The sequence below is a fragment of the Sporosarcina sp. SAFN-010 genome (assembly GCF_059415065.1).
On the sequence record NZ_JBPFDS010000001.1, the window covers coordinates 62227 to 87251 of the forward strand.

Annotated in this window: 30 protein-coding genes; all 30 read right to left on the reverse strand. The window is 41.2% G+C overall.

From position 1 onward, the window contains the following. Nucleotides 1–116: 116 nt before the first annotated feature. Nucleotides 117–635, reverse strand: a complete 519-nt coding sequence (locus ACR65F_RS00280; protein ID WP_440502716.1) for a hypothetical protein — start codon at nucleotides 633–635, stop codon at nucleotides 117–119. A gap of 4 nt (nucleotides 636–639) precedes the next feature. Beyond that, complete coding sequence (locus ACR65F_RS00285; RefSeq protein WP_440502717.1) at nucleotides 640–948, reverse strand: hypothetical protein; 309 nt, start codon at nucleotides 946–948, stop codon at nucleotides 640–642. Beyond that, nucleotides 945–1724 carry a FliA/WhiG family RNA polymerase sigma factor gene (locus tag ACR65F_RS00290; RefSeq protein WP_440502719.1) on the reverse strand — a complete coding sequence of 260 codons (780 nt, stop codon included), beginning with the start codon at nucleotides 1722–1724 and terminating at the stop codon, nucleotides 945–947. The genes ACR65F_RS00285 and ACR65F_RS00290 overlap by 4 nt, the downstream gene beginning before the upstream one ends. A gap of 149 nt (nucleotides 1725–1873) precedes the next feature. Continuing rightward, complete coding sequence (locus tag ACR65F_RS00295; RefSeq protein ID WP_231567219.1) at nucleotides 1874–2368, reverse strand: chemotaxis protein CheD; 495 nt, start codon at nucleotides 2366–2368, stop codon at nucleotides 1874–1876. A 1-nt stretch (nucleotide 2369) separates the two neighbouring features. Further along, on the reverse strand, nucleotides 2370–3002 hold the full coding sequence (locus ACR65F_RS00300; RefSeq protein WP_039041939.1) for a chemotaxis protein CheC: 633 nt from the start codon (nucleotides 3000–3002) through the stop codon (nucleotides 2370–2372). Further along, entirely contained in the window at nucleotides 2992–3465 is a 474-nt protein-coding gene (locus tag ACR65F_RS00305) for a chemotaxis protein CheW (protein WP_039041938.1), read from the reverse strand. Before ACR65F_RS00305 ends, ACR65F_RS00300 begins: the two co-directional genes overlap by 11 nt. A 15-nt stretch (nucleotides 3466–3480) precedes the next feature. Beyond that, nucleotides 3481–5511, reverse strand: a complete 2031-nt coding sequence (locus tag ACR65F_RS00310) for a chemotaxis protein CheW (protein WP_440502722.1) — start codon at nucleotides 5509–5511, stop codon at nucleotides 3481–3483. A gap of 12 nt (nucleotides 5512–5523) precedes the next feature. Then, nucleotides 5524–6654, reverse strand: a complete 1131-nt coding sequence (locus tag ACR65F_RS00315) for a protein-glutamate methylesterase/protein-glutamine glutaminase (RefSeq protein ID WP_440502723.1) — start codon at nucleotides 6652–6654, stop codon at nucleotides 5524–5526. After that, nucleotides 6651–7517: a MinD/ParA family protein gene (locus ACR65F_RS00320; RefSeq protein ID WP_039041935.1), complete on the reverse strand. Its 867-nt coding sequence runs from the start codon at nucleotides 7515–7517 to the stop codon at nucleotides 6651–6653. Before ACR65F_RS00320 ends, ACR65F_RS00315 begins: the two co-directional genes overlap by 4 nt. Beyond that, the gene (flhF, locus tag ACR65F_RS00325) at nucleotides 7510–8628 is read right to left on the reverse strand and encodes a flagellar biosynthesis GTPase FlhF (RefSeq protein ID WP_440502724.1); all 1119 of its coding nucleotides are present in this window, start codon (nucleotides 8626–8628) and stop codon (nucleotides 7510–7512) included. The genes ACR65F_RS00320 and flhF overlap by 8 nt, the downstream gene beginning before the upstream one ends. Beyond that, complete coding sequence (gene flhA, locus ACR65F_RS00330) at nucleotides 8625–10658, reverse strand: flagellar biosynthesis protein FlhA (RefSeq protein ID WP_440502726.1); 2034 nt, start codon at nucleotides 10656–10658, stop codon at nucleotides 8625–8627. The genes flhF and flhA overlap by 4 nt, the downstream gene beginning before the upstream one ends. 25 nt (nucleotides 10659–10683) lie before the next feature. Continuing rightward, the gene (gene flhB / locus ACR65F_RS00335; RefSeq protein WP_039041932.1) at nucleotides 10684–11763 is read right to left on the reverse strand and encodes a flagellar biosynthesis protein FlhB; all 1080 of its coding nucleotides are present in this window, start codon (nucleotides 11761–11763) and stop codon (nucleotides 10684–10686) included. A 4-nt stretch (nucleotides 11764–11767) separates the two neighbouring features. Continuing rightward, on the reverse strand, nucleotides 11768–12544 hold the full coding sequence (fliR, locus tag ACR65F_RS00340) for a flagellar biosynthetic protein FliR (RefSeq protein ID WP_440502728.1): 777 nt from the start codon (nucleotides 12542–12544) through the stop codon (nucleotides 11768–11770). A gap of 5 nt (nucleotides 12545–12549) precedes the next feature. Further along, nucleotides 12550–12819 carry a flagellar biosynthesis protein FliQ gene (gene fliQ / locus ACR65F_RS00345; RefSeq protein WP_025785034.1) on the reverse strand — a complete coding sequence of 90 codons (270 nt, stop codon included), beginning with the start codon at nucleotides 12817–12819 and terminating at the stop codon, nucleotides 12550–12552. 12 nt (nucleotides 12820–12831) lie between these two features. Continuing rightward, the gene (fliP, locus tag ACR65F_RS00350) at nucleotides 12832–13497 is read right to left on the reverse strand and encodes a flagellar type III secretion system pore protein FliP (protein ID WP_125102073.1); all 666 of its coding nucleotides are present in this window, start codon (nucleotides 13495–13497) and stop codon (nucleotides 12832–12834) included. Continuing rightward, on the reverse strand, nucleotides 13490–14191 hold the full coding sequence (locus ACR65F_RS00355) for a flagellar biosynthetic protein FliO (RefSeq protein ID WP_440502730.1): 702 nt from the start codon (nucleotides 14189–14191) through the stop codon (nucleotides 13490–13492). Before ACR65F_RS00355 ends, fliP begins: the two co-directional genes overlap by 8 nt. Then, on the reverse strand, nucleotides 14172–14534 hold the full coding sequence (locus ACR65F_RS00360) for a response regulator (protein ID WP_025785037.1): 363 nt from the start codon (nucleotides 14532–14534) through the stop codon (nucleotides 14172–14174). The genes ACR65F_RS00355 and ACR65F_RS00360 overlap by 20 nt, the downstream gene beginning before the upstream one ends. A gap of 18 nt (nucleotides 14535–14552) precedes the next feature. Next, on the reverse strand, nucleotides 14553–15722 hold the full coding sequence (fliY, locus tag ACR65F_RS00365; RefSeq protein ID WP_440503199.1) for a flagellar motor switch phosphatase FliY: 1170 nt from the start codon (nucleotides 15720–15722) through the stop codon (nucleotides 14553–14555). Continuing rightward, entirely contained in the window at nucleotides 15715–16716 is a 1002-nt protein-coding gene (gene fliM, locus ACR65F_RS00370; RefSeq protein ID WP_440502732.1) for a flagellar motor switch protein FliM, read from the reverse strand. Before fliM ends, fliY begins: the two co-directional genes overlap by 8 nt. 37 nt (nucleotides 16717–16753) lie before the next feature. After that, nucleotides 16754–17182 carry a flagellar basal body-associated protein FliL gene (gene fliL / locus ACR65F_RS00375; RefSeq protein ID WP_125102071.1) on the reverse strand — a complete coding sequence of 143 codons (429 nt, stop codon included), beginning with the start codon at nucleotides 17180–17182 and terminating at the stop codon, nucleotides 16754–16756. Next, entirely contained in the window at nucleotides 17172–17393 is a 222-nt protein-coding gene (locus ACR65F_RS00380) for a flagellar FlbD family protein (protein ID WP_440502734.1), read from the reverse strand. The genes fliL and ACR65F_RS00380 overlap by 11 nt, the downstream gene beginning before the upstream one ends. Nucleotides 17394–17470: 77 nt before the next feature. Then, a complete protein-coding gene (flgG, locus tag ACR65F_RS00385; RefSeq protein ID WP_440502735.1) occupies nucleotides 17471–18370 on the reverse strand; it encodes a flagellar basal body rod protein FlgG in 900 nt (299 codons plus the stop codon). A 100-nt stretch (nucleotides 18371–18470) separates the two neighbouring features. Then, nucleotides 18471–18845, reverse strand: a complete 375-nt coding sequence (locus tag ACR65F_RS00390) for a TIGR02530 family flagellar biosynthesis protein (RefSeq protein WP_440502736.1) — start codon at nucleotides 18843–18845, stop codon at nucleotides 18471–18473. A gap of 22 nt (nucleotides 18846–18867) precedes the next feature. Next, complete coding sequence (flgD, locus tag ACR65F_RS00395) at nucleotides 18868–19515, reverse strand: flagellar hook assembly protein FlgD (protein ID WP_440502737.1); 648 nt, start codon at nucleotides 19513–19515, stop codon at nucleotides 18868–18870. Nucleotides 19516–19518: 3 nt separating this feature from the next. Then, nucleotides 19519–20799 (reverse strand): flagellar hook-length control protein FliK, encoded by a 1281-nt coding sequence (locus ACR65F_RS00400; protein WP_440502739.1) that lies wholly within the window; start codon nucleotides 20797–20799, stop codon nucleotides 19519–19521. Nucleotides 20800–20844: 45 nt separating this feature from the next. Next, on the reverse strand, nucleotides 20845–21450 hold the full coding sequence (locus ACR65F_RS00405; RefSeq protein WP_440502741.1) for a MotE family protein: 606 nt from the start codon (nucleotides 21448–21450) through the stop codon (nucleotides 20845–20847). Nucleotides 21451–21454: 4 nt separating this feature from the next. Then, the gene (fliJ, locus tag ACR65F_RS00410) at nucleotides 21455–21907 is read right to left on the reverse strand and encodes a flagellar export protein FliJ (RefSeq protein ID WP_440502743.1); all 453 of its coding nucleotides are present in this window, start codon (nucleotides 21905–21907) and stop codon (nucleotides 21455–21457) included. After that, nucleotides 21904–23235 (reverse strand): flagellar protein export ATPase FliI, encoded by a 1332-nt coding sequence (fliI, locus tag ACR65F_RS00415; protein WP_440502745.1) that lies wholly within the window; start codon nucleotides 23233–23235, stop codon nucleotides 21904–21906. The genes fliJ and fliI overlap by 4 nt, the downstream gene beginning before the upstream one ends. Before the next feature lie 2 nt (nucleotides 23236–23237). Beyond that, nucleotides 23238–24011: a flagellar assembly protein FliH gene (gene fliH / locus ACR65F_RS00420; protein WP_440502747.1), complete on the reverse strand. Its 774-nt coding sequence runs from the start codon at nucleotides 24009–24011 to the stop codon at nucleotides 23238–23240. Next, nucleotides 24004–25017, reverse strand: coding sequence for a flagellar motor switch protein FliG (gene fliG / locus ACR65F_RS00425; RefSeq protein ID WP_025785050.1), 1014 nt, complete (start codon nucleotides 25015–25017; stop codon nucleotides 24004–24006). Before fliG ends, fliH begins: the two co-directional genes overlap by 8 nt. Nucleotides 25018–25025 lie beyond the last annotated feature (8 nt).

Sequence of the window (25025 nt, forward strand, 5' to 3'; positions counted from 1 at the left end):
TTCCTCCGCATACTTCATCCGCTGAGCGACCTTTCGGCACCGTCTCAGTACGTCCATACACGTGTGTAGTAATACCACTTTCTAATATAGCACAAGCCTCATTGCTTTCGCAACAATTATCTTTTGAACTTTAATATAAGCTCTACTTCTGTTTTACCTTTTTTTAATTGGCTCGCAATTTCATTTAGCGTAAGTCCTTCATCGTGTAATCGGTAAACCGTTTCAAATTCAGTTTCTTGTTTCGGCTCCGGGCGAGTCTTTGCAGCGCTCGTCTCATTAGGTTGCTGCTGGGATCGATAGGAATCCAAAACTTTAGAAGTCGGTGGCTTAGGGTTAAAATAAACAGACGCCGCAGCCACTTCATCGTCATGTGGGACCGACGATTTCTTCGCTTCAACTTTACTTTCATTATTTCGAGGATTTTTCTGTATTTTTGTAAGTTGTTCGATTAAACGATCGTTTTCTTCTTTGACTTCAGTAATATAGAGCGCCAGACTATCTTCCATTTCTTTCATGAGTTGCTGTTGTTTCTTCTCGGTTTTATCCAATCTTGACATTCGCAAATACAACAAAGCAATCATATAAAATCCACCAAGTTGCAATACAAAAAGTGCCGCAATCCAAAATGCCGTCATTTCATCACCCTGTATAGTCTACGAAGCCGCCTTTATAAGGATGGCTTACGTGTATATGTTCCTTCTGTTGAGAATCTTCCTGCTGCTCATTGTCCTCAGACTTTTCTTCATTCGAAGAATTTCTTGCGTTCTTGGTTTTTTCAGACTCAGCCGATTCGATTACTGTATTACGGTTTTTCATCACTTGTTGATCAGTTTGAGCTGCTGCTTGCTGATGATTAAGCATAGTCTGCTGATTCTTTTGTTCTGTCAGTTTTCCTGCATCAAAAGTTTTCGGGATTGCAATTTGTAGTTCTATCGACTTTAGACTCATAATACCCCCCGATCCAGCACTTCAGGCAGCAATAACTTTCTTAGCTTAAAAAGTGCTTTCGAATGAATTTGTGAAATACGTGAAGTTGATAGGTTGAGAATTTCTCCAATTTCAGTAAGCGTCATCTCTTCGGAATAAAACAGACTAAGTACAAGTTGTTCGTTGTCATTCAAGTCTTTGATTTTCTGTATCATTTCACCTAACAGTTCGCGTTTTACCGAATGCTGCTCAGGAGTCACTGTTTTTTCATCTTTTAAAACAAAGCTTTTCCCTGAATCGTCTTCATCATCATTCATTCGTTCATCGATAGAAAGGACACTGGAAAAGTAATGCTCCTGGACGGTCAGATAAACTTCAGACACATCTATCCCTGTATGCTCAGCAATTTCTTCGGGTGTCACTGTCCGCATCAGTTTCTGTTCAATTTTACTGATTTGTTCTTCTAACTTTTTCGACTTTTCTCTCGACGAGCGCGGTAGCCAATCCTCTTTCCGTAATCCATCAAGGATGCTACCACGGATTCGGAACGAAGCGTATGTATCAAATTTCAAGTCTCTACTTGGATCGAATTTTGTAAGAGCGTCAAATAATCCTTGGTAACCAAGGCTTTTGACGTCATCTCTGGAAACATTACGCGGTAATCCAGAACCTATGCGCTGGACGTGATAATTTACGAGCGGCATATATTTACGGACGAGCGCATCTCCAGCATCAGGATCACGTTTGTTTAACCACAGGTCCCAATATGTCTCTTCCGTAATGTCTTTTTTCGACATAGAATCCCTCGCTTCCGTGCAACATTGTATATTTCGACACTATCATACTAGTTATTATAGCAAAGTATAGGTAGTAAAGACAGTGAACATCTATCATTTTTTCATAAAAAAAACAGCAGTTTCACTAACTGAAACCACTGTGCGTTCGTTTATATTTCCATAGTTCCAGTGTTCACCGTACGTACTTGCAATGTACCGACTGCAGGATCGAACTCTATTGTACGGCCATTGGATCCACCCGTATCTTCTGCTACTAACGGTATGGAAAGTCTAGCAAGCTCTTTTTTTACCGCTTCCACATTACGAGGACCGATACGTACTGTATCTCCTGAACCGAACTGGAACATTTGAGAACCTCCAGCAATCTTCGCTTTCAAAGACATAGGACGGACACCTTCTACTTTCAATTGCTCCATTAGGGAATAAATACCCGTATCTGCAAATTTTGCAACATTAATGGAATCCCCTTTGCCAAGAGAACTGTCAGGTAACATGACGTGCACCATGCCAGCAATCTTTCGTCGTTCATCATACAACACAACACCAACGCATGAACCGAGACCTGATGTTCGAATCGTGTCTGGCTCTCGAACAATGTTCATGTCTGCAATCCCAACTCTTACTACTGTTTTCACCATTTCCATATTACATCACACCTAGTGATTTAAAAATTGTGATGTAAGAAGGGGGATCTGGGAGTAAAAAGAAGTGCCCGTCTACACTCTTATCGTTTTCATCTTCTTCAACAATCTTTGTATCGATTACAATGACTTCATCACTGTAGTGTGACACTTCGATTAGTCCAAAGCTCACAATCGCACCTACCATATCGACACTTAATGACGGAACCGTCGGATAAATCTTCAGTCCTGTGAAATCCGACAATGCAGACAAATAGGAGCCGGACAAGATATTTCCTAGTTCTTGCATCGCAGAAATACCAATTTCACCAATCGATTCCGGAGTTGAAAAGTCAAATTGAGGATCTCCGATTAAACGCCGAATAAAACGGTTAGCGGAATCAATCGGAAGAACAAAGAACATGCTTCCAGATAAATCCCCTTCTATTCTCAAGAAAATCCCAACAACTACATTCTCACTTCCTCCCGCAAGTTCGAACATGTCGTCAAATGACACAAGTGCAACTTTCGGGACGTGCATGTCGATTTTCCGTTGAAGAAGCTCGGACAGAGATGTTGCCGCATGAGCTGCTCCAATATTGCCGATTTCTTTGAGAACATCTAAATGCATATCAGATATGTTGAGTTCAGTTTTCATCCGCATTCACGTTCCTAATCGGACGTAGCACATTGTCCAAGTTGAGCATAACGAGGAGTCGTTTCTCAATCTTTGCAACACCTGCCACAAATTCCGATTCTACAGACCCGACAACTTCTGGCTGGGATTCCAATGCATTCACAGGTATATCAATTACATCATTGGCATCGTCTACAATGAGACCTACATCAAAGTTTTCAAGATTGACGATTATGATGCGCGTATTGTCATTGTACTCCATTTCTGGCAAGTCAAATCGATTCCGTAAATCGACAATAGGCGTTACCATCCCTCGTAAATTGATGACCCCTTTAACATATGAAGGTACACCGGGAATTCGCGTAATTGTCATGAGTAATAATTTTTCAATGGACTGAACGACATCCACTTCAATGGCATACTCTTTGTCGAGCAATCGAAATACGATTGTTTTCATTACATTATTTTCAGTTACAGCTGTCATTGGATTCCCTCCTACTTATTTGATGAGCGCATTGCAGTCTACAATTAGTGCAACTTGACCGTTTCCGAGGATTGTAGCTCCAGATAGTGCGAAAACGCTCTGTAAGTAGTTACCGAGTGATTTCAGTACAATTTCTTGTTGTCCGATGAACGAGTCAACGACAAGCGCTGCCAAACTCTCACCTTTACGAACGATGACGACCGACTTGAGTTCTTCAGGTTCTTCTGGAAGACCCGTATCGAAAATCTCACGAAGATCCACAAGTGGAACAATTTTACCTCGGAAATCGATGACCCGCTGATTATGGGCATTCAAAATATCACTATTTTGGATAATTGCTGTTTCAATAATGGATGACAACGGAACAGCAAAAATCTCTTTTTGCATTTGTACGAGCATAACCGAAATGATTGAAAGTGTAAGTGGTAGCTGTACTTGGAATAACGAACCTTGGCCTTCTTTAGATTCGATTGAAATATGTCCACCTAGTGATTCAATCGTGCTCTTCACAACATCCAGACCTACACCTCGTCCAGAAACGTCTGTCAGCTTTTCAGCAGTTGAAAAGCCTGATGACAAAATAAGTTCTGCAACTTGCTTATCTGTCAAGGTTTCAGCAATCTCTTCAGTAACGATACCGCGCTCAATTGCTTTTTTTAGAACACGCGCACGATTCACCCCTGCACCATCATCTTCTAATTCAATGAACACATGATTACCGGAATGATAAGCGCGTAACGTTACAGTTCCTTCTTCCGGTTTACCTGCTGCAATGCGATCTGCTGGATTTTCCACTCCGTGATCCAACGCATTTCGGATGAGGTGGACTAGAGGATCTCCGATTTCATCAATAACTGTTCGGTCCAACTCTGTTTCAGCCCCGATGATTTCAAGGTTGATTTTCTTATCGAGATCCCGCGCTAACTGACGAACCATTTTAGGGAAACGATTAAACACAGTCTCAACTGGCACCATACGCATATTTAAAATGATATTTTGCAAGTCTCCGGAAATTCGAGTCATCCGTTCCGTCGTTTCATTCAGCTCAGCATTTTGTAATTCTGTTGCGATGGACTGGAGGCGCCCTCTATCTATAACTAATTCCTCAAACAGATTCATAAGTACATCCAAACGATCAATATTGACACGGATCGTCTTGTTTGCAGAATGAGCACTGCTAGAACGCTTGGTAGCGGTAGGTTCTTTTTTTGCAGTCTGCTGAGCAGATTGTACAACTGGCCCAGCAACTGGTGCTTCCATTGTTGTAGCTACCTCAAAAGCTGCCGAGTGAAATTGGACTGACCGAATTTCAACCTGTTCAATTTCAGATACTTTCTGTACTTTTGCTTTTAACTCTTCCGCGTCTTCTTTCGTAATGATCACGACCGTAAATTGGCTATCGAACTCTTCATTCTCCAACCGCTCGACAGTCGGGAAAGTTTTAATGATTTCTCCTGCTTTTTCAAGAATTTCGAACACCATGAATACACGAGCCGCTTTGAGTAGGCAATCATCACGTAGAATTACTTTTAGTTCGAATGCATTAAAGCCTTGTTCAATAGACTGTGAAACTACAGTTTGTTCAAAGTCATCGTAAACAAGTCCACCAGATTCCTCTTCAGACACTGTTTTCACCGTTTTTTCTTCTACAACAGCTAGTGGCGATTTACCCGCTTCAATTTGGTTTAGCATCGTCACTAATTTCTCGACATCTTTTTTTCCGCTTCCGCCTTCTTCGATATCGATAACCATTTCTTCAAGTGCATCCGAAGACTCAAACACGACATCTAAAATTTCAGAAGTAACACGGATTTTAGAATTCCGAATTGCATCAAGTACGTTTTCCATCTTATGCGTCAGATTCGCAATATCTTCATACCCCATCGTTGCAGACATCCCTTTTAGAGTATGGGCCGCTCTGAATATTTCGTTGACAATCGCAAGATCATCTGGGTTTTTCTCAAGTTCTAGTAATTGTTCGTTACACGCCTGGAGATGCTCTTTACTCTCTTCCAGGAACATTTCCAAGTACTGATTTGTATCCATCAAAATGCCTCCTTAAGACTTTACATGCTCTGTAAGTAACTTACCGATATCTTGTACATGTGCTGAGATGTTTGCGAGTCCTGCTTCTTGTATAGCTCTTGGCATGCCATAGACAACAGCTGTTTCTTCAGACTCAGCAATCGTAAACGTCGTGCAATGTTCTTTGAGTATTTTCATGCCTTGAAGTCCGTCATGGCCCATTCCGGTCATAATTGCTGTTACAAATTGTAATTCCGATAACTCTGAAACTGATTCCAGTAAGACATCGACAGCTGGACGATGTCCCATCCGAGGTGCATCTTGGTCATCAAGACGAATGGCGTAGCTAACTCCTACACGTGCTACTTTCAGATGCTTACCGCCTGGTGCAATATACGCTGTATTTTTCTCAATAAGCTCTCCATTTTCAGCTTCTTTTACTGAAATATTACACAAACTGTTTAAGCGATCCGCAAGGGATTTTGTAAATCCTGCTGGCATGTGTTGAACAATTAAAATTGGGACACCGACATTTTTAGGAAGCGAGACGAGCACTTGTTGAAGGGCTCTTGGACCCCCTGTCGATGTACCTATAATTATGAATTGCTTTACCGCAGAGCGTGGGAGTGCTCCTTCAGTAGGAGAAACAAACGAACGTTTTGGTTTAACCACCAATTTTGTTCCAGTCGTTGCTACTGTAGAGTTAGATGGTGTTGCATTCGCTCTGCGGGGTAAGATTTTAACCATATCGATTTGAGATGCATCAAACACTTTTTCTATAATAATCTTTTCACTATCACGTAAATTGAGTGAGATTGCGCCTCCAGGCTTTGTGATGAAGTCCACTGCCCCATATTCCATAGCACGAATAGTATTTTCGGCGCCTTCTTTCGTCGTACTAGACAGCATAACAACTGGCAATGGATTCTCCTTCATGATTTGCTGGAGTGCACCTAAGCCATCAAGGACTGGCATTTCAATATCAAGCGTCATCACATCAGGCTTTAACAGACGTGCCTTATCTACTGCTTCTTGTCCGTTTCTTGCCGTACCGACCACTTCAAGGGAGGGATGAGATGAGATGATTTCAGATATTAATTTGCGCATAAATGCAGAGTCATCTGCAATCAGTACTCTCTTGGAAACGTTCGTATCCACAGTCATCCACGTCCCCTCGCAAATATTTTTTTGAGTTGTCCAAGAAACGTACTGCCCTCTTTACTATCTATATCGGTTCCTGATGAAATATAGTTAGTAGCAATTGCATTCATTCTACGAGAAATCGTGGCATTCGGGTAAAGTTTTACGAAAGGTTGTTGTGCAACAACTGATTTATGGACGGCAGCATCTTCAGGAAGTGCTCCTAACAAAGTCGTTTCCTTATTCAAAAACTTCCTCATAGCAAACTGCAAGCGAGTTACAGCTTCATTTCCATCTTCTTTTGGCTGTACTCGATTATTTACAATGAAGAACTTTTTTTCTGAATCTCTCAGACAAATGAATTTCATCATTGAGTATGCATCTGTAATGGATGTCGGTTCGGATGTCGCAATTACAATGATTTCATCTACTGCTACAATCAGTTCAATTGAACTTTCCGAAGCCCCAGCACCCATATCGAACAATATATAATCGTACTGCTGTTGTAGTGTTTCAAAGGCTTCAATGAGCCTTTCAAAGCGACTTTCTGTCCATTCCAATACAGTTTCCAGACCAGATCCTCCAGAAATAAAACTTAATCCGTCTGCACTTTCAGCAATTACTTCTACCAAAGTACGGTCTCCCGTTAAATATTCCTTCAAACCATATTGAGCTGATTCACCGAGTAAGATATGGACATTCCCCATGCCGATGTCCATGTCTACGATGATGACGCTCTTTCCTTGAGATTGTAGGCTACTTGCAAAATTAGTTGTGAAATTCGTTTTTCCAACTCCACCTTTTCCACTAATTACAGCAATGGAACGGGCTGCGGTTCCTTCTGCTTTCATCATCTTCAGTCGAAGCGCTTCCGCCTGATCACGCATGTGCTCCCTCCTCAAGTAAGAGAGTCAATATCTTTTCAACCGTTGCTTCTTCCAGGTCTTCTGGCACTTCTTGACCATCTGTTACATATGCAATTCCCATATTATAATCTATCAACATATTGAACACTGGTCCGATAGTTTCTGTTTCATCCAATTTTGTAAAGATAAATTGAGAAATCGGAAATTCTAAGAATTGGTCGACGATCGACCGCATATCTGACTCTTTCGTTGTAGTAGAAAGAACTAAATACGATTCCATTTCCAATTCAAAATCGATAAGTTGTTTCAAATCATCTACAAACTTTTTCTCTTTATAATTACGACCTGCTGTGTCAATGAACACAACATCTTTCGAAGACAGATTCTCTAATGCCTGTTTGAAGTCGGTATCATTATAAGCTACTTCAACTGGTGATTGAAGCAAATTAGCATAGGTTCGTAATTGTTCGATTGCGGCAATTCTATACGTGTCTGTAGTTATGAATCCTACTTTGCGTTTATTCTCAATGAGTGAACGCGCTGCAATTTTAGCGATTGTCGTTGTTTTTCCGACTCCTGTCGGTCCAAGTACGTTCACATATTTCTTTTTAAAATGAACACCACCGAACGGCAAGTCTGCAAGCTCATCTTTCAAAATTTCACGCGCGATTTTTTTCTGTTCATCAACTGTAAAATCAACTTTTTCAGCTTTCATACGTCCAAAAATCTCACTGGCAATTTTTTGGATTGTCCCATTATTCAACTCTTGCGCGCTCAATCTCGTCAACAATGACTGCATTTCTTCAGGGTATTGGTTAAATTCAAGCGGAGCATGATTCGTCTTAAGAAGTTGTTTCATTTCCTTCATTTCTTTTTTCAAATCATCCATCACGTCTTCTTGTGCATATTCAGTTTTCAGTTGCGACGAGAACGATGGAACTGTTTTTTCTTTAACGATAATCGGTTCGTCATATCCTGCAACGACTTCTACGCTTTTCTTTTTAAATAGTCCTAAAAACCCTTTAGATTGGACAATGGTAGAACTCAGAATAACCGAGTCGTCACCAAAGTCTTGACGGATTTTCTCCATCGCTTGGACCATTGTATCTGCTGTATACTTTTTCATTTTCATGCGACATCCACCACCCCTACACTCTGTACTTCCACAGAAGCTTCCAATTCATTATAAGACAAGATTGGGATTTGCGGGAAATAGCGTTCCGTAATTTGTCTCAGGTACATTCTGACTGCTGGTGAACAGAGTATGACAGGCGATTGGTCCAGTAACGCAACACGTTCCACTTCACTAGCAATCGATTCCAAGATTGCCTGCGAGTTTTGAGGGTCAATCGTTAAGTAGTTTCCCTGTTCAGTTTGTTGGACACTATCTGCAATCAGTTTTTCAACTTTTCCAGAGACAGTCATGACTTTCAATGCTTGTCCTTGAGGCGTATATTGTTCAGTGATTTGCCGCGCGAGTGACTGTCTAGCATACTCCGTCAACAAATCTACGTCAGCCGTATATTTTGAAGAATCCGCTAGTGTTTCAAAGATAATTGGCAAGTTCCGGATCGATACATGCTCACTCAACAACTTCGCCAACACTTTTTGAATCTCACCTACAGATAGCGGCGTTGGTGTAAGTTCATCCACAAGAATCGGATAGGACTCATGCACATGATCGATCAGTTGCTTCGTCTCTTGACGACCAATCAAATCTGAGGCATTTGCACGAATGATTTCTGTCAAGTGGGTTGAAACGACACTAGGAGGATCTACTACGGTATATCCTAAGATTTCCGCATCCTCTTTTACTTCTTCAGTAATCCATTTTGCTGGAAGACCGAAAGAAGGTTCTACAGTGTCTATTCCTGAGATTGAATCATCACCACCAGGACTCATTGCTAAATAGTGATCGAGCAACAACTCTCCTCTTGCCATTTCACTACCTTTAATTTTTATCCTGTACTCATTCGGCTGAAGCTGAATGTTGTCACGAATCCGTACAACTGGAATGACCAGCCCAAGTTCTAGGGCGAGCTGTCTTCTGATCATGACAACACGATCGAGCAAATCCCCTCCTTGGGAAGCATCGACAAGAGGGATGAGTCCATAGCCGAATTCGAACTCTACGGGATCTACATTCAATAAGTTCACAACGTTTTCCGGACTCTTTAGGCCTTCAGTTTGTTCGCTTTCTTCAAGTTCCAGTAATTCATCCGGATCTTCGTCTTTAGGTCGTGACATCATGAATGCACTTACCGCAAGAGCAATTGCAACTGGAATTGTTAAAATATCATTGATAGGTGTTGCAAGTCCTAACAAAAGAATCGTTACGGCTGCTACGTATAATAACTTAGGTTGCCCAAGTAACTGACTCGTAATATCTGTTCCTAAGTTGCCTTCTGAAGCAGCTCGTGTAACCACAATTCCGGTTGCGGTTGAAATGAGCAATGCTGGAATTTGGGAAACGATTCCGTCACCGACTGTTAGTTTAGAAAACGTTGTTGCCGCTTCTGCAAACGGTAGACCGAGTTGGACAACCCCGATAATCATCCCAACAAGCAAGTTGATCATAACTATGATAATCCCTGCTATTGCGTCTCCTTTTACGAACTTTGTTGCACCATCCATGGCACCATAAAAGTCCGCTTCGTTACTCACTTTTTCCCGGCGTTCTCTTGCTTGTGTGTCAGAAATCATTCCTGCGTTCAAATCTGCGTCAATACTCATTTGTTTCCCTGGCATTGCATCCAGTGTGAATCGAGCGGCAACTTCCGAAACACGCTCCGATCCTTTAGTAATAACGATAAATTGAATAATGATCAAAATCACGAACACGACAAGTCCTACTATTACGTTGCCTCCGGTTACGAACGAACCGAACGTGTCAACGACTCCCCCTGCACTTCCGTCACTCAAAATCGCACGAGTAGTAGATACGTTAAGACCAAGTCGAAAGAGTGTCAGTAAAAGGAGCAATGAAGGAAATATTGAAAACTGAAGCGCTTCTTGCATATTCATTGCTGTGAGAAGCACTAACAGCGCGAGAGTGATATTAATAATAATCAGGAAGCTGAGCAACCAGTGAGGCAACGGAATGACAAGCATCGCAACAATCATAATTACGGATGCGAGTACACCGATATCTTTAAACTGCATGTCATCCCCACTTTCTGTTGTTCATTTAAATTTTGCGCTGAATCCGGTATACATACGCCAGTACTTCAGCAACTGCTTTAAAAAATTGATCGGGAATTCGATCCCCGATCTCTGTATCTGTATAGAGCGCACGAGCAAGCGGTCGATTTTCGACAGTCACAATTTCGTTCTCTTTCGCTATGAGTTTGATCTTTTGGGCAATGAAGTCGACACCTTTAGCAACAACTACAGGCGCATCCATTTCTCCATCTGTATACTTAATCGCGATCGCGTAGTGCGTCGGGTTCGTAATGACCACATCAGCTTGCGGAACTTCTTGCATCATTCTCCGCATGGCCATTTCACGCTGACGCTGTTTGATCTTAGATTTTATCAACGGATCGCCTTCTGAGTTCTTATATTCATCTTTAATGTCTTGTTTCGACATTTTTAAGTTTTTTTCATAGTCATATTTCTGGTAAAGAAAATCGAGGATGGAAATAAACAACAAGACAAACGAAGCTGTGATTCCCATCAAAGCAACAAGTTCACCGACGGTCTTCATGACAGCTGACGGTGTTTTAAACGCTAAATTCAATACTTTATCAATATTAAAATAAAGAATTATTGATGTAACACCACCGATAAATGAAATCTTTAACAATGATTTAAGTAACTCGACGATTGCTTTTATAGAAAAAATTCGTTTAAGTCCTTTAATCGGGTCGATTTTCTTCAAATCGAATTTCAACGGCTCTCCCGTGAATAGCAGTCCAAACTGTATCAAATTACCCGCGATTGCAGCTACCATCGCAACCAGCATGACAGGCAACATAATGAATGCCATTTCTTTAATGACTTCCATGTAGATTATCATGGTCTGATCAATATCTAGCTTTTCCATCGTTATGTATGTATGAAATGTTTCCTTGAAAAACTTATAAAAACGATCTTTCATGAATCCTGCTGCAAAAAATAAAAAGAGGAATACTGAAAGCAGCACAATTGCACTAGTCACATCTTGACTCTTTAAGACTTGACCTTTTTTTCGAGAATCTTCTCGCTTTTTCGGTGTCGCTTTTTCCGTTTTCTCACCTGCGAAAAACTGAAGATCCAAGCGCAACATGTACTTATCCCCCTCCTAACAACACCATCAAATCTCTCATACTTACTGCCATCACTTCAAATATCTTTTGCATCATCGCTACAATGACGCCTCCCATGATGAAAAGCACAAGGAACCCCACCCCTATCTTAATCGGGAAACCAATTACGAAAATGTTAAGTTGTGGCACTGTTCGTGCAGTAATGCCAAGGGCTAAATCGACCAGGAACAATGTAGCGACTATGGGAATGGCCATTTGAAAGGAAATCCCAAACACAGCAGCCATCGTTTTCAATACATGTTCAGCGACACGCTCACTTCCAAATGATGGCCATAATTGGTCGATTGGAAGAAACTGATAACTATAAAACACACCATCCAACAAAACATGATGTCCATTTACTGCGAGAAGCAATAGCAACGCTAGTGAGTTGAAGAATTGACCCATCAAAGGTGATTGCGTTCCAGTTTGAGGATCAATGACGTTGGCAATTGCGAATCCCATTTGAAAGTCAATGAGACCTCCTGCTACTTGAATTGCTGCCATTACGATAAAGGCGATAATCCCAATCGTTAATCCTATTAATGCTTCTTTCAGAACGAGCAGAATATAAGCTCCATTGATTTCAAGATCTGGTACGTTCAGAGTAAATACAAGCATCCATGCAAGTAGAGCAGCAAATACGATTCTCATTACGGGCGGTATAGCTTTGTACGAAAATAACGGAAGTGTCACAAAAAACGCAGATATCCGGGTCAAAACTAATAAATAGGTTGCAACAAACGGCATGAATGCATCCATTTGAGCTACCCTATATACCGGGATAAATTATCAAAGATATCAGCCGCATAAGCCGTTACTTTGGACAACATCCAAGGTCCGAAAAAAACAAGAGCGACGAGTACCGCAACAATTTTCGGTACAAATGCAAGGGTCTGTTCTTGAATTTGAGTAGTCGCTTGGAAAATACTGACCGCTAACCCGGTTACTAATGCAACAATCAGCAGGGGTCCTGCTGTCATTAAAATCACCCACACCGATCGCTCGGCGACAGCAATGATCATTTCACCTGTCAATCTGAACCCCTCCTAAAAGCTTTGCAGCAGTGATTTAACTATCAGATACCAGCCATCCACTAGTACGAATAACAATATTTTAAATGGCAATGAAATCATTACCGGTGGTAGCATCATCATACCCATTGACATTAGAATACTAGCAACAATCATATCAATGACCAGAAATGGAATAAAGATCATGAATCCCATCTGGAAGGCTGTCTTTATCTCACTTAATGCAAAAGCAGGAACCATCATTGTTAATGGAATGTCCTCCATCGTTTCAGGTCGATCTGCGTTGTTATATCTTAAAAATAACTCCAAATCTTTTTGCCGCGTATGTTTTCCCATAAATTCTTTGAAAGGTACACTAGCTTTTTCATAGGCATCATCTAATGATATTTCTTCTGCAAACAACGGTTTCAAAGCTTCATCGTTCACTTGTTGAAATGTAGGCGCCATTATGAAAAAAGTTAAAAACAGAGCTAGTCCTATAAGAACTTGGTTTGGTGGCATTTGTTGGGTTGCCAACGCCGAACGAACAAACGATAAAACAATAATGATCCTGGCGAACGATGTCATCAGGATCAGAATCGCTGGAGCTAAGGATAGAACGGTCAATAGAAGAAGCATCTTTACGGACGTAGATATTGCACCCGGATCACTATCCGAAAAAAATTGCATAAAGTCATTCATTCCGATTGCGCTCCTTCTCCGTCAGCTGATTGAGCTGACGTTTCCTCTCGTTCTCGACTTCAGTCAACTTATGTTTAAACAGTTTACCGAAATCGTCTGGTTCTTCTTGTTTTTGATAAGGGTTGGTCTTTCGATTTTTCAATCCATTCACAAGTTTCATTACGAGACTTTGTTGAAGGACTTCATCTTCTTCAAAGTAATAGGCAGCCAGCTGCGCAATTTCCTCTGGATTCGAAAGTTCTTTTAGCAGCCGTACATCATCGCCAACACCAATCAGGAAGTACTGCTCACCAATTTTCACTAATTGAATCGACTTCTGCTGGCCAAGTGACAAGCCACCCATGTTTTGCATGAGCTTGCCATGTTGGGTCACACGATTTCTCGTGTTGATGAACTTCACCATGCCATAAATCAAGGCAATGACAAACGCAAGAGCTAAAAGTGTCTTAATATAATCCCATGCAGTTAAACCGACCGGTGACGGATCGCGACTCAAATCTGCTTCTTCAGGAGTCTTGCTTTCTGTAGCAGGTGATCCATCTTTTTCGTTATTTTTATTAAGGTAGTCTGTAACCGATGAATCTGTTGCTGCCTGGACAGTCAAAGGAGTCACACTAGAAACTATGCAAAGTGTTACAAGCAACAGCATAGAAATGACTGCAAACGTCTGAAATTTAGCTAAGTGCTTTTTCAATTGCTTCAACAACCCGGTCTGCCTGGAATGGCTTCACAATGAAGTCTTTTGCTCCTGCTTGAATCGCGTCAATTACCATTGCTTGCTGCCCCATTGCTGAACACATAATAATTGTCGCATTCGGATCTTTTTCTTTGATCGCCTTTAACGCTGCGATTCCGTCCATTTCCGGCATAGTAATATCCATTGTTACAAGGTCTGGTTTTAATTCGAAATACTTTTCGACTGCTTGAACACCATCTGCAGCTTCTCCAACCACTTCGAAATTGTTTTTTGATAGAATATCTTTTACCATCATTCGCATAAATGCTGCATCGTCCACTATTAAAATACGTTTTGACATTTCCATGACCTCCAAGGTTTATCGTAAATTATTTAACCGTTCTGTTTGACTTAAGATGTCCGTAATCCGAACTCCGAAGTTTTCGTCTATAACAACAACTTCACCTTTTGCAATGTGTCTGTTATTCACGAGAATATCGACAGGCTCTCCTGCTAGTTTGTCGAGTTCAATAATAGAACCACTCGACATTTCCAATATTTCCTTAACAGATCGCTTCGTACGACCCAACTCAACTGTAACTTTCAACGGAATGTCTAACAATAAATTTAAATTAGAAGTTTCGTTTTGACTCAAAGATGGTGATTCGAAACTCGCAAACTGCGCTTGCTGTACATTCGCATGCTGATTTTGTTGCTGTCGTGGTGGCAATTGCTGTGTTTCGTTATAGCCTGAATGTTGTTGTGCAGTTTGTTGCTGCTGAACCTGCTGAGGCTGTTCAGGTTGTGGTGCCGCCTGCGGTGCAGGTTCTGCAACTGTTGGTGCTGCTTCTGCCGTCGAATTTCCGACTAAAGACGAAACTAGCTCTTTACCGAGACCTAAAGGAAACAGTTGCATAATATTCGAATCAATGAGAGTACCCACTTTTAAGTTGAACGATACACGTATGAGTAAATCCTCATTTGGAATGCTTCCTGTGCCTTTATCTTTTTGGACATCTAGTAACTCAATCGTCGGAGGTGAGATATCTACTTTTTTATTGAACACTGTCGACATCGAAGTTGCAGCTGAGCCCATCATTTGGTTCATCGCTTCTTGTACAGCACTTAGATGAATCTCGCCCAACTCTTCATCCGGTGATAGCCCATCTCCACCAAGCATCAGATCAGCAATAATAGCAGCATCACTTTGTTTGATGACAAGTAAATTTGTTCCGCTTAGTCCAACTGTATATTCAACGCCTACTGCGACGTATGGATGAACAAATTCTGTTTCAAGATCATTTCGATCAATTACAGAAATCGCAGGTGTCGTGATTTCAACTTTTTGACCTAGCAAACTAGATAACGCTGTTGCTGAACTTCCAAATGAAATATTCCCAATTTCCCCTAGAGCATCTTGCTCCATTTCATCGAGATAATCGTCTGTTGAAATACCTTGTATCTCCTGCTCCGCTTCAGCTCCAGTATCTATGGATTCTCCACGTAATAGAGCTTCTATTTCTTCCTGTGAAAGGATATTGTCACTCATCATCTTCGTCATCCCCTCCAATCAGGGTATCAAGTATTTGGACAGCCATACGATTTCTCAAATGGCCAGGTTGTGCGGTAAATTTAGGAATGCCGCTTACTTCTATAGTAAGTGGCGCGTCGTATGCGGTATCCAGTTCGATACAATCGCCAAGTTGTAAATACAATAAGTCTTCAATTGTCATAGCTCCTTCACCGAGTTTCGCAACAACCGGTAGGTCAGCCTTTTTAATTCTCTTTTCCAACACAATAGCTTGCTCAGGTGTCGGTTCTTTCTTATTCGTCTGCATCCAATATCTTACAGAAAGGTTCGGTACGATTGGCTCGAGAACAACATGAGGAATACAGATGTTAATCATTCCACTTGATTCGCCGATTACAATATTGAAAGAAATGACAACAACCGTCTCATTCGGAGAAATCATCTGAAGAAATTGCGGATTCACTTCCATTTCAGCTAGAAACGGATCGATGTCGGCAATATTCGACCAAGCTTCACGTAAGTTGTCAAAGGAACGCTCGAATAGCCCTGTCAGGATTTTCGTTTCAATCTCTGTCATGTTATCAATTTTCCCTGAACTCTCACCATAGCCACCCATAAGTCGTTCCAGCATAGAATATGCGACATTCGGGTTGACCTCCATGATGATGTTCCCTTCAAGTGGTGGGACTTCAAAAATATTGAGGAGCGTCATGTTCGGGATCGACCGAATGAACTCCTCAAAAGGAATTTGGTCAACTGACGCCACATTGATTTGAATATAAGTACGTAATTTAGCTGAAAAATAAGTAGTGAGCAATCGTGCAAAGTTTTCATGAATTCTCGTCAAACTACGAATCTGGTCTTTAGAAAATCGTAATGCCCGCTTGAAGTCATATACTTTTACTTTTTTAGTTTCATCTTCTTTTTTAATTTCGTCCGCTGTCATTTCCCCTGTTGAAATGGCGGACAGTAGTGCGTCTATCTCATTTTGAGATAAAATATCTCCCGACATTTGGCCACCTCCTTCTCACTCTGAATTGTTCGAACCATTACTGAATAATATAGGAAACGATATATACCTTCTCAATCTTTCCTTCTTTCATGAGAGGATTCAGCTGAGCTTTTATGGCATCTTCAAAAGCTTGCTTCCCTGTTTTCCCCTCGAAATCTTTAGCTGTCTTTTCGGAAAGCTCCTGGATGACGATGTTATTCACTTGGAAGTCACGTTTCGTAAGTTCCTCTGCTGATTTTTTATTGCTAGTTTGGATTTTCAACGAAATTCGGATAAATTGTCTTCCACTCAAATTAGTTGTGATTTCTGGAATGTCTACGGATGATTCGATAATCTCATCAATGGAAGGTTCTTTATCCGCAGCATCACCTTTGTTCAGTTGCATCGTTAAAATGAGTCCCACAACACCGACGAGAGTAATACAAACTAAAATGATTAGAGAAATTGTCAATACTTTATTCTTCATCTTTTTCACCTCGCAAATGTGGGTTCGACAGTAGTTGAACAGATTGATAGAAGTTAATGATACGTTCATTCACGATATCGATAGGATCAAGAACAACGTATTTTGTTCCCGTCGTTAACGTGATCGTCGTATCGGGAAACGATTCTACTTTTTCTATGTAGAGAGCATTCAAATGGAATGCAGCTCCGTTTAAGCGTGTTACTTGAATCATATGTAAAGGGCCAGGCACAAGAGCCGGCCCGACCCTCCTTTAACGAACAAATTATGTGGTGATGTATGCTATATTGATTATCGCTTCAAGTTAACGAGTTCTTGAAGGATTTCATCGGATGTTGTGATGATTCGTGTGTTCGCTTGGAATCCACGTTGTGCAACGATCATGTCGGTGAATTCTTCAGACAGGTCGACGTTGGACATTTCTAGGGAACCGGATTTCACCGTCCCCATTCCTTTGTCAGTCGCAGTTGATAGTAGTGGTGTTCCGGAATTGGGACTTGCTACGAAATAGTTGTTACCTTGCTTTTCTAGTCCACCAGAGTTAGGGAATTTAGCTAAGATCAGTTGTCCCGCATATTTAAGTTCTCCAGCTGCATCTACAAACACCACTTTACCATCATTCCCCACTGACATTGATTGTGCATCTGTTGGGATTCTAATAGGTGCATTCAACACAGATCCAGTACCAGCTATCGGGTTACCCGCTGCATCATAAGTTATAGCTGGACCATTCTCAGCATCTGGAAATGTATTAACAGCTGGGTTTGCAGCTGCCCCATAAAGATATTTACCATTACTGTCTACGATAGCCCCACTTTTATCCATATAAAAGTTACCAGCTCTAGTATAAGCATCGTTTGGATTGGGACCAGTATCCTTCACAATAAAGAATCCATCACCCTCAATTGCCAAATCTAATGTATTACCTGTAAATTGTGTTGAACCAGGAGTATGAAGTGTATCAATTGCAGCCAGCTGTGATCCTAATCCGACTTGTTTTGGATTGACTCCACCTCGAGTGGCAGTTGCAGCAGATGCGCCTGAAACAGTTTGAGAATACAAGTCACTGAAAATCGTACGACCTTTCTTAAAGCCATACGTATTGACATTGGCGATATTGTTACCAATTACATCTAGTTTAGTTTGAAAGTTTTTGAGTCCTGAAATTCCTGAGTACATTGAGCGTAACATAATGTGTTTTCCCCTCTCGGATTGTAAAGTGCATCTGCCTCTGTCGGTCGGCAGTGCTGCGGCATCCTCATTTCACGAGGTCCTGCCAGTTGTTCGTTTGTTAGCTTAGGATAATCGTTCCGTCAATGTTCGTGAAAAGCTGATCTTTTGCTTCTTTACGATCCATCGCAGTAATGACTGTAGAGTTTTTAGCACTGACAATCAGTGCAGCTTGGTCCATCAGTACGAGTGAGTCGCGAATTCCTTTCGCTTTTGCCTCGTTTACTTTGTCCGTGACATGAGCCCATTCAGCTTCAGAAATCGAGATATTCCGATCCGTCAGACGTTCTGTCGCATGTTTACTGACTTTCAGCGGTTGTGGTGTAAGCGCGTTGTTCAGTTGTTCGACGAATGACTGTTTGGGTACGGACAGTTTCAATTGTCCGGGTCGTATGTGCGGCTGCGATTGGAGACGCTGAATGTTGAGCTGTTCCATACAATCGCTCCGTTCTAACTAGTTATTTGCTTATTGAAGTGAATTTGTTACCTTCAATCTTTTCTCCGTTATCGAGAATATACAAAAGTTTTCCATCTTTATTAGAAACTGATGTAACAGTTCCTGTCTTTTCAGTTTCTCCATCTAGATAACCGACTGTTTTTCCTATTAGCATGCTAGCTTCTACTAGACTATTGGAATTCATTCCACCTGATAGTACTTCTGAAATATTCCCAGGCGACAATTCTTGTCCATCATCCATTGTGAATACTACAGATCCATTTACATATTTAATTGATGTTATTGTCCCTGTACCTTCTGTAATGACAGGCTTACCGTCTTCATCAGGTTCTTCAGCAACTTTATGCCACTTAATCTCTTTTCCAACAAAGGAATTATATTGGATCAATTGGCTTTGGTTTTGGGATTCTGCAAATTTCTCAAAAGCTTTCGTGAGATTCATTGTTTGTTCCAGAGCCGAAAATTGCGCCATTTGGGCAATAAACTCATTATCTTTCATCGGATTTGTAGGATCTTGGTTTTGCAACTGTGCAATCAGTAGCTTCATAAAATCGTCTTTCCCTAATGTTCCTTGCCCAGTCTTTCGTTCATCCCTCTGCTTATTTACAAGATACATTGAATCAGTTATCGATTTTTGTCCATCCACCATTTTTCACACCTCCACATCAAGCAAATATTCTTGGAATGATTGTTGTTCATCATGTTCTTGCTCTTGTTGCTCTTGCTCGCCGTCATTCCCTTTGAACTGTTGATGGTTAAAGTTCTGACCACGATCATTACGCGCGGGATCTTGAACAGCTTGCGTTACATCAATCCGATCTACTTGAATGTTTTGCTGGTTGAATGACTGTCTCAACTGATGTAGTTGGCTGTCGAGCATCTCTTTTCCGAGTGCTGTCGAAGCAAGGATCCTCGCAGTCATAACACCGTTAATCTGAATGAGCTCAATACGAATTTGACCAAGTTGTTCTGGATTCAGCTTGACTAACAAACGATTTGTGCCACCTTGTTGACCAAAGTTCGTTTGTTTAAAAAGTCCTTGTAATTTTGCAAGCAACGCTTCAGATTGACTGGTTTGTCGTGCTTCTGGAGTCTCTAATGAAAAAACATTCCTAGATACTATCGGTTGAACCGCGGTATTTTGAAGAAGCTGCGATTGATTTTGCTCGCTTTTTCCTTCATTAGATGCCTGTTCTTGACTACTCTTTGTCACATTTACCATCGTATTCACAAAAGCTGTTTGAACTTGAGTCTCATGTCTCTTAACAATTGCATTTGGACTGGCTTCACTGTCATGAATACCTTTCAACTGTCCACTCAACTGCACCAAACTAGCTTGTTGCCATCCGAGCAAGTCTTTTGTCGGCAGCACAGTTTCAACAGTTTTTAGTAAAGCTAAAACATTTGTAGCTTGTTGTTGAACTAATTGATCCTTGCTATTCAGCATACTTTCTAGTGAACTAGATAGTTTTGATGCATGTTCGGTTACGACATTTAAAAGAGTCCAGAGATCGTTAGAATACATAACCTCCGCCAATTCTTCTTTCGATACACCTGCTTCTTCTAACAATGAACTGATTGTTCCCATAAGCTCTGTTGGGTCAATTTCTAAAGCCTTTGCCCATTCTTCAAGAGGACTAGCTTGTCCCAGCTTACCAAGACCATTAAAAATATCTTCTTGTGGAATTCCAGTTAGTTCTTCTAGCGCCGCAGCTAGTTCTTCGACATTTGTTGCAGAAAAGATATTGCCTATTGTTTCAGTTAATGAGCCTAACTGATCGCTCGAAGGAGAAGTTTTCGCTGTTTCAACACTTTTCGTCATTCCAGCTAGCACTGATCCAAATATCCCACCTGAATCTCCAGAAGATTGAATTGCATTTCCAGCAACAGCAGTTGGTGATATCATTGCCATTGGCATTGAACCAACATTCATTTTTTCACCTCCTTAGATAAAATCTATTACTTTATGATTATATCATCATTTTGCTAAAAGAGCAGTATATTTAGCGGCATCTTTTGCAGACATTTTTTCGAGAATAGCAGCTAGCGTATTTGCTTTCATTTGGGACAAAAGTTGAAGAGCCTGGGCATCGTCCATCTCTGTAATAACAGGAGCAGCTGATTTTGCAGACATTTGTTCAAAAGTTGAGACAAGCTGTCCAACTTCTTTTTTTGATTCATCATTTGTTCTCTGTAAAACTAAAATTTCCGCTTGCAACTTTTCTTGCGCTAAGACAAGTTCTTCGTTTTTCGCGTTGGACTTTTTCAAGTCTTCTTGAATACCCATAAGTTGTTTTTCTTTTTGTTTCAACTCTTCTTTCATAGCAACGACACGCTCTTCTAATATTTTTTTGTCTTTTTTTGTTGAAGAGTCTTGTTTTTTCTGTTCAAGCACAGGCACAGAAGCTGTCCATTCCTTTGCTTTTTCAACTACATTTACATCTGCAACTTTCGCAATAATGAGCAGTACAGCAATCGCAAAAATAAGCGGAATCACAAACCACGCAAGCAACATCTGAAAGAAACTACCTGCCTTACGCTCTTCTTTAAACGAGTCTGGGGTCTTATTCTTTTTTCGTTTCACCGGCTTACCACCCATTTTCATTTTTGCGGAATTTCAGTGTCGATAGCTCATCCAATCGTTCTGCTTCTTTATGTTCCATTTCATCCTGAAAAGCGTCCCGATCTTTTTCCCGCATCTTTTCGTATTTCTTCACTTCTATCGTTTTATCAAGCAAACGCTCTTCATACCAGTTCATCTTACTTCGTGCTTGTATGACTTGTTTTTGCACAGAGTTAATTTTCATTTCTAGGCTTTCAATGAATCTAGCATAGTGATGAATTTCATTCACCGCAAATCCTTTTGTCATTTTTTCTTGTTGCTCCACTAAAACATTCTCTTTCTTTTTCAAAAGATCGTAAAGTTCAGTAGCAATTGTTTCAAATGATTCAATGGATTCCTTATATGCAGACTCCGTCTCATTCTTTTCCTGCTCCCGAAACGTTAAGACTTTCTCGAATCGATAGTGATAGGATTTCACGTATGACCGCCCCCGCTAGCGAGCGCAATCAGTTCTTCAATACTTTCTTCCATCGAAATATTGTCTTTGTATCCTTGTTTCAGGAATTTTGTAATGAGCGGTTCGTATTCGATCGCTTGGTCGATTTCTTTTGAAGTCCCTCGTTTATATGCACCTATATTGATAAGGTCTTCTGACTTATCATACGTATAGTACAATTCACGTAGTTTCTCTGCAGCTTTGACATGCTCGGGATCAGCAATGTGATTCATGAGTCGACTGACACTCTTCAATACGTTAATAGCAGGATATTGGCCTTTGTTCGCGAGTGTCCTATCTAATACAATGTGACCATCCAAAATTCCGCGAACCGCATCCGCGATTGGCTCATTCATATCATCGCCATCGACCAATACTGTATAGAACGCAGTTATCGCTCCGAATTCGTTTGTACCACTTCGTTCAAGCAGCTTAGGTAAAATTGCAAAAACGGAAGGTGTGTAACCTCGTGTTGCAGGCGGTTCTCCGACAGCCAGTCCAATTTCTCGTTGAGCCATGGCAACCCGTGTCACGGAGTCCATCATGAGCATGACATTCATGCCCTTATTTCTGAAGTATTCTGCGATGGCTGTCGCCGTAAATGCGCCTTTTATACGCATAAGCGCAGGCTGGTCAGAAGTTGCAGCAACGACTATCGTCCGACTTAATCCTTCAGGACCTAAGTCTCTATCGATAAATTCGCGAACTTCCCTACCACGCTCCCCGATGAGTGCGATGACGTTTAGATCCGCTGTAGTATTTCGTGCAATCATACCGAGTAGTGTACTTTTACCTACCCCGGAACCAGCAAAAATCCCTACTCGCTGACCACTACCTACTGTCAACATTCCGTCAATTGCTTTAACGCCGACTGCTAATTTGTCATTAATAGTCGGTCGAGTTAAAACGTTAGGAGGATTTTGCTCCGTTCGAACTGTTGCAAGCCCTTTTGGTAGTGACGATTGGTCAATGGGGTTCCCCATCGAATCTAGTACTTTACCGATCAAATTCATACCGACCTTTACTTCAAGCGGCTTCCCCGTTCCTTCCACTAAGCAACCACTCGAAATCTCCGTTACATTTGTAAAAGGCATTAACATGACTATTTCTTCACGGAAACCAACCACTTCGGCTAAAATTTTCGATTCTGACGTGCTAGTCGGATTTAAATGAATAATACATAAATCACCAATTGAACTTTCTGGACCTTTAGACTCAATCATTAAACCGACGACCCTCGCGACACGACCATACTTCTTAAACGTTTTGACACTAGATATTTTATTCGAAAGTTCTTCAGCTTTATTCATGATCAGCCCTCGCTTTCCAATAGTTCCACAAGGCGCTCTTTCATCTCATTTAACTGTTCATCAACACTCACGACGATTCTGCCATGATTCGTTTCGATGTAACACTCTGTACTTTCGAACTCATCATTCACAAAAATAAGCATCGGTACGTCAGGTGGAAAAATCGAAGCTAATTCTTCTCGGCTATCTGAAACGAGTTTATAGTATTCAGGAGATACATACACTTTCACTTCACGCATTTCACGAGCCTCTTTCAAGCCTCGTTTCACAATGGATACATACAACTCCGTGTTTTCCTCTAGCGCCTGACCGAGAATGCGTTCGGCAGATTTCATTGCAATTTCTAAGATCAATCGCTCTTGATGATCCAAGTAGGACTGACCATTCTTTTGTGCGATTTCGATCGTTTCATTGACTTGGTTGATTGTACCTTGCATATCTGAAATACTCTTTTTCGTTCCTTCTTCAAATCCTACTTGGAACGCTTCTTCATATGCTTGTTGCTGGAGAGCCGCTTTTTCAGCTTCCCAAGCATTTCTCATAGCATCAATATCATCATGAGCTGTCTCACGCATTTGTTCAATTGCTGCTTTTTCAATACTCGCTTGAGTACGTGCGTCATTCATTAGACGGTCTCGCTCCATAATAATCTCTGCTAAATTCATCTGCGGAGCCGTTGCGGCTTCTACGGTGTCCGTAACAGTCTGGAGACTGCGAATTCCAATCTTCTTCACACCTGCCATTTGGTTGGAACCAGGTCTGTAGATATTAGACAATCACATCATCTCCTCCACCGCGTGCAATAATAATTTCGCCTGCATCTTCTAGGCGACGTATTGTCGCAACAATACGAGATTGCGCTTCTTCAACATCGCGAAGTCTGACTGGTCCCATGACATCCATCTCTTCTTTGAACGACTCTGCCATACGCTGAGACATATTTTTGAAGAGTATGTCTTTAACTTCTTCACTGGATACTTTCATAGAAAGAATGAGATCTTCATTTTCACAGTCACGGATGACACGTTGAATTGAGCGGTTATCAAGAGTAATAATATCTTCGAAGACAAACATCCGTTTTTTGATTTCTTCCGCAAGTTCCGGATCCTGGATTTCGAGTGCATCAAGGATGGTTTTCTCAGTGGCTCTATCCACTCCATTGAGAACTTCAACTACTGCATCTACGCCACCTGTATCCGAGTAATCTTGAGTAACAGTCGAAGAAAGCTTCCGTTCAAGTACAGCCTCAATTTCACTGATTACTTCAGGTGAAGTAGATTCCATCGTCGCGATACGTTTAGCGATATCTGCTTGCACTTCTTGCGGTAAGGAGGAAAGAATCATACCTGCCTGCTCCGATTCCAAGTAGGACAAAATGAGTGCAATCGTTTGTGGATGTTCATTTTGAATGAAATTTAAAATCTGGCTTGGCTCAGTCCTTCTAGCAAAATCAAACGGACGAACTTGTAGAGAAGACGTCAATCGGTTAATAACTGCCTGAGCGTGCTCTTTGCCTAATGCTTTCTCGAGAACTGTTTTCGCATATCCAATACCGCCTTGAGAAATATAATCTTGAGCAAGGGCGATGTTATGAAATTCTTCAATGATTTCTTCCTTGACTGAAGACTCGACTTTTCGAACTCCAGAGATTTCGAGTGTCAATCGCTCAATTTCTTCTTCCGTTAAATGCTTGTAAATCGCAGCGGATACTTCAGGACCGAGAGAGATCAAAAGGAGAGCTGCCTTCTGCTTCCCGGACATATCTTTATCTTTTTTTACCATGTCTGACC